This window comes from uncultured Desulfovibrio sp., from assembly GCF_949282365.1.
In the GTDB taxonomy this organism is placed as follows: Bacteria; Desulfobacterota; Desulfovibrionia; order Desulfovibrionales; family Desulfovibrionaceae; genus Desulfovibrio.
On the sequence record NZ_CASDOY010000081.1, the window covers coordinates 1 to 3,642 of the forward strand.

General features: G+C 69.0%; 3 protein-coding genes and 1 pseudogene. All 4 read right to left on the minus strand.

The window, feature by feature from the left end:
• Positions 1-244, minus strand: a pseudogene (locus tag Q1X76_RS09925) (translation initiation factor IF-2); the annotation flags it as partial.
• Between the two features lie 27 nt (positions 245-271).
• Positions 272-2,056 carry a TraB/GumN family protein gene (locus Q1X76_RS09930; RefSeq protein WP_300719715.1) on the minus strand — a complete coding sequence of 595 codons (1,785 nt, stop codon included), beginning with the start codon at positions 2,054-2,056 and terminating at the stop codon, positions 272-274.
• Positions 2,057-2,202: 146 nt separating this feature from the next.
• On the minus strand, positions 2,203-2,460 hold the full coding sequence (locus tag Q1X76_RS09935) for a hypothetical protein (RefSeq protein ID WP_300719717.1): 258 nt from the start codon (positions 2,458-2,460) through the stop codon (positions 2,203-2,205).
• A 316-nt stretch (positions 2,461-2,776) separates the two neighbouring features.
• On the minus strand, positions 2,777-3,511 hold the full coding sequence (locus tag Q1X76_RS09940) for a sulfite exporter TauE/SafE family protein (protein ID WP_300719719.1): 735 nt from the start codon (positions 3,509-3,511) through the stop codon (positions 2,777-2,779).
• Positions 3,512-3,642: the final 131 nt, after the last annotated feature.

Here is a 3,642-nt window from a genome sequence, read left to right on the forward strand (position 1 = left end):
CCGCGTCGGTGGCGCCGGTGGGGTCCGGGGCCGGCGCGGGCTCCGGGGCCGGCTGCGCCCCGGTGGCGAAGGCGTCCAGCATGGCCGCGTCATAGGCCACCAGCACCAGATGCCCTTCCAGCAGGTAGGCGGGGAAGCCGGCGCAGGCCAGCGGCCGGGATCCGGCCACGGCCGCCACATAGTGCAGCAGCTGCTCCGGGACCACGGCCTCGGCCGTGAAATGCTGCAATCCCTGTGAAAACATCGTCTTCCTCCTTGCGGCAGGGCTTGCCTAATAGGGGCGGGTAGTGTCGTCGGGGATGCGGTAGAGGTCTTCCTCGCCGCGCAGGCGGGCGCGCAGCCTGTGCATCCAGGTGGGCCGCACATGGCGCACGGTGAAGCCGTCTTCGGTGAGCATGCGCCGCAGGCGCAGGATGTGGGCCGCCCCCACGAAGACGGCGGCCCCGCCCCTTTCGATATACGGGCGCATGCGTTCGCGGAAGCGCTGGTCGCGGGAGTCGATGACCTGTTCCGTGCGCGTGGGGAACTCCGTGCTGGTGCCCATCATCTGTTCCAGGTCGCCGCGCAGGTAGTGGAGGATATTGCGCTTCATGTAGGCGCGCCACTGGTCGCAGCGGCGGAAGAAGCCCAGCACGCGCGGCACCGGGATGAGCTCCAGGGAGCGGATCTGTTCCTCGATGCTCTCCATGCCCAGCACGGTCTTGCCCATGTCACGGGCCAGGCGCCAGGCTTCCAGATCCACGGAACCGCGCCAGCCCTGGCGTTCCAGAAAGGCGGTCCAGAGGGAGAAGAAGGCGTACCAGTGGCGGGTGTCGCGCAGGCGGGCGCGCACGTCCGGGGCGTCCGGCCATTCCATGTTCATCAGGTGGGCGAAGGTGCCGCGCGGGCCGCAGACCACGCGCTCCAGCCTGCGGATCTCGGCCTCGCCCATCAGGCTGTCCAGGGGGGCGGCGTCCGGGTCGCGCCGCTGGCCGCGGGCTTCCACCAGGGCCATGCTCTCCTCGTCCAGCGGTCCCTCGAAGATGACGGTATCCACCTGGCTGAACAGTTTGCGGAAGGAGCGCGAGAAGGAATAGCAGAAGAAATGCGCCGTGCCGCAGAGCCAGGAGCGGCGGCCTTCTTTTTCCAGTTCCCAGAGCATGGCGTAGGGGCGCTGTTCGGGCAGGCTGTGCAGGAACTCGTACTTGGCGAAATCGTCGTTGGCGTACTTGAGCAGGGCGTCCATGAGTTCGTCCAGCATGACCTTGTCCGCGCCGGCGCGGGAGGTCTCCTGCCACTGGGCCATGACATAGGGCAGGGACTGGACCGCGCCCCACTTGCGCTTGAAGCGCGTGATGCCCTCGTTGACGCCCAGCCCCAGCTGCACGAAGGCGGCCCCGGCCGCGCGGGCCTTTTCCAGCATGACGGCGAAGAGCGCGTCCCCGGCGTGGGGCACGGGATGCGTGCGCGAGCGCGCGCTCACGATGTAGCTGACAAAGGCGGGCGTGCTGTAGTCCAGCACCAGACAGGCCACCAGCCGGTCGCCGTCCCAGGCGTTGAGCAGACGCACGTCGGCGCCCTCGGCGGCCAGCATCTGCGGCGTGCGGGCAAAGAGCTCGCGCACATTGGCCCGCAGCACGGCCCGGCCCATGAACTCGGCCCAGAGGCGGCGGTGCCGGGGCCCGAAGTCGCGCGTCTCGTCGATGCGCAGGCGTTCCCGGGCCTTGCGCACGGGCGAGCGCAGGCGCGGCGGCACGGGCGCGTCGGCCGGGAGGGTGTAGAAGACGTCCCGCTCCAGCACGTTGCCGGACAGGCGCGGCGGCAGGTCGGGCCCCACGGCGAAGCAGGCCGTGGCCCCTGTCTGCTCCAGGGCGTCGGCGAGGGCGGCCTCGAAGCGCTCGTGGCTGTAAGGGCCGCTGCCTTCCAGCGGATAGGCGATGGCCATGAGCCAGTCCCCGGCCGCGTAGAAGACGAAGTGATCCGCCACCAGCACCCGGCCGCCGGAAACGGCCTGCATGAAGGGGGCGGAATGTTCGGGGACCACGGCGCGGGCAAGGATGTCGCTGACGGGATGCATGGCATGGCCTCGCTGCTGGAGTGCGGGAACGGCGTGACGATCTTGGCACAGGATAGCCGCTTTGACCACAGGCCGCAATGCGGGGAAGGGGGGACGGGCGGGCCTTTCGGAAGCTGCCGTTTGCTGCCGGCAAGGGGTGCGGCCTGTCAGGACGATATCTTCATGTCTTCTTCTCTCCACAGGCCCTTGGCGAAGATTACGAGGAATATATCAGGGTGAACGACCTGCAAGGCAAAACGCTGGAAGATCTCCTCCAGTAATGAGCAGCCGGGGCGGAGCACCATCCCTTCCTTGCCGCCCTTCGCGTCATCTTTCCATGGCTGCACAAACGGCATTTTCCGAAAGGACTCCCGCCAGACACAAAAGGCCGGTGCATGGACACCGGCTTTTTCATCCTCAGGCATGTCCCCGTCATCCTGCCGCATCAGGAAAGCATTTTCCCGGCCACAGCAAGACCGGCCATGTTCGATGTGTCTTCTTCGCCTGTTGGGCGCGCCGTTCGACGGCGTGCGCCGAAGGCGCGGTGCCGTCCGTCCCGGCGCGCCGCCACAGCACCGGGGACCCGCGCGGGGCAGGGGGTGCAGGGGGCCTGGGGCTGCGCAAGCTCCGGCCCCTTGCCGCCCGCCGCGCAGGCGACCAGCCCGTGATGCCGGGCAGCAGCCGCCACGCAGGCGTCCTTGACGGGAACGCAGGCCCCGTCCCTGTATGCGCAGCCCTCCGCTACCCCAGCGCCCGCACCAGGCAGACCAGGCCCGCCACGGCGATGACGCAGAGCAGGACCTTGCGGAAGGCCTGCTGCGAGATGTGCTTGACCACGGGGAAGGCGATGCATGTGCCCAGCACCACGCCGGGTGCGCCGTACAGGGCGCAGGTCACCACCTGCGGCGTATAGAAGCCGGCCATGCCCTGCAGGAGCAGCGTCACCGAGGAGCGCAGCACGAAGAAGACGCCCAGGGTGCCCAGCAGGACGCGCGGTTCCCAGCCCATGCACAGGCCGTAGGCCCCCACGGGCGGGCCGTCGAAGGCGATGGCCGTGCCCAGCAGGCCGGAGCCGAAGCCGGCCACCGCGCCCATGGCGCGGGGATGGGCCATGCCGCGGCGGGCGCGGAAGGTTTTTTGCCAGTAGACGTAGTAGAGCAGCAGGATGCCCACGGCCCCCTGCAGGACGGGCCCGGAGCAGATCTCGAGGATCTGGAGCCCGACGAAGGAACCGGGCACCGAGGCCAGCAGCATGGGCCAGAGGACGCGGACGTTGCAGTGGCGGAAATGCAGGCTGGCCAGGCAGAGGTCCATGACCATGTTGAGGATGCAGGTCAGGGCGATGGCGTCATGGACCGGCATGAGCAGGACCAGGAAGGGGAAGGCCATCATGGCCCCGCCGATGCCGCTGACGCCGGAAACGAAGCCGCCTGCGATCCAGACGAGGAAAACACACATCTCTGTCATGCCCGGCATCTTCTTCCTCCTGCGGGGCTGTTCGTGCGTCCGCGTTTTCCCTGCCCTTTCCGGGGAGCGGCGGCAGAGGTCAGGCCGCCTGCCCCGGTGCCGCCGCAGGGCCGTGCCCGTGCGGGGGCTGCCGCCGCCAT

Coding starts and splice junctions, on each gene's coding strand:
- Q1X76_RS09935 (WP_300719717.1), bottom strand. CDS start 2,460: ATGCCTGAGGATGAAAAAGCCGGTGTCCATGCACCGGCCTTTTGTGTC.
- Q1X76_RS09940 (WP_300719719.1), bottom strand. CDS start 3,511: ATGCCGGGCATGACAGAGATGTGTGTTTTCCTCGTCTGGATCGCAGGC.
- Q1X76_RS09930 (WP_300719715.1), bottom strand. CDS start 2,056: ATGCATCCCGTCAGCGACATCCTTGCCCGCGCCGTGGTCCCCGAACAT.